This is a genomic window from Arthrobacter sp. I3, from assembly GCF_000520575.1.
In the GTDB taxonomy this organism is placed as follows: domain Bacteria; phylum Actinomycetota; class Actinomycetes; order Actinomycetales; family Micrococcaceae; genus Arthrobacter; species Arthrobacter humicola_A.
Window position 1 is genome coordinate 29950 of sequence record NZ_KI914942.1, and the last position, 1238, is coordinate 31187.

Sequence of the window (1238 nt, forward strand, 5' to 3'; positions counted from 1 at the left end):
ACGCCCGGGCGGGGGAGCGGTACCGCGGAGAAATCGAGCCCGTGGATCCCCGCGCCGGCCATATTCCGGGGGCCGTCAGTGCCCCCACCACCGGGAACCTGCGCGCTGACGGGCGCTTCCTTGCCCCGGCGGAGCTGCGGGAGCGCTTCGAACAGCTCGGTTACCGGGACGGCGTCCCGACTGCCGTGTACTGCGGATCCGGGGTGACGGCGGCCCATGAAATCGCCGCCCTCGAGATTGCCGGCTTTTCCGCTGCCCTCTATCCGGGGTCCTTTTCGGAGTGGTGCCACGGTGCCGCGAACGATGTTGTCACCGGGCCGGAACCGTACGGCGAGGATGCGGCTTCACACTAAGGGCCAGCACGAGCACCGGACGTCCCGCGCAGGTTGCCCAGAGCGCCTCCAGTTCCTCCTCGGGCCTTCAATGATTCCTACGCTGCGGCTGCCACTTTGGGCCTTCCGCGCATCAGCGTTTTGGCTTGGTGACGGAGCTGGCGACGTACCGAAGTTTGCGCCTGTGGAGCGATGTGGCCGCTGGGCGAAACAGTGTTCCCGGCAGGGGCGGCGCGGTGGAGTAGTGGCTGTGGCCGGTGGGGGTGGTGAGTTCGAGCGTGTGGCGGACGCCCGGGCGGGGGAGCGGTACCGCGGAGAAATCGAGCCCGTGGATCCCCGCGCCGGCCATATTCCGGGGGCCGTCAGTGCCCCCACCACCGGGAACCTGCGCGCTGACGGGCGCTTCCTTGCCCCGGCGGAGCTGCGGGAGCGCTTCGAACAGCTCGGTTACCGGGACGGCGTCCCGACTGCCGTGTACTGCGGATCCGGGGTGACGGCGGCCCATGAAATCGCCGCCCTCGAGATTGCCGGCTTTTCCGCTGCCCTCTATCCGGGGTCCTTTTCGGAGTGGTGCCACGGTGCCGCGAACGATGTTGTCACCGGGCCGGAACCGTACGGCGAGGATGCGGCTTCACACTAAGGGCCAGCACGAGCACCGGACGTCCCGCGCAGGTTGCCCAGAGCGCCTCCAGTTCCTCCTCGGGCCTTCAATGATTCCTACGCTGCGGCTGCCACTTTGGGCCTTCCGCGCATCAGCGTTTTGGCTTGGTGACGGAGCTGGCGACGTACCGAAGTTTGCGCCTGTGGAGCGATGTGGCCGCTGGGCGAAACAGTGTTCCCGGCAGGGGCGGCGCGGTGGAGTAGTGGCTGTGGCCGGTGGGGGTGGTGAGTTCGAGCGTGTGGCGG

The 1238-nt window shown here is 68.5% G+C and carries 1 protein-coding gene and 1 pseudogene; both read left to right on the forward strand.

Annotated elements, in window-relative coordinates:
- A partial coding sequence (locus Y706_RS30360) for a sulfurtransferase (RefSeq protein WP_043436344.1) occupies positions 1-353 on the forward strand: 353 nt, incomplete at its 5' end.
- A 259-nt stretch (positions 354-612) separates the two neighbouring features.
- Positions 613-972 (forward strand): annotated as a pseudogene (locus tag Y706_RS0116770) (rhodanese-like domain-containing protein); the annotation flags it as partial.
- Positions 973-1238 lie beyond the last annotated feature (266 nt).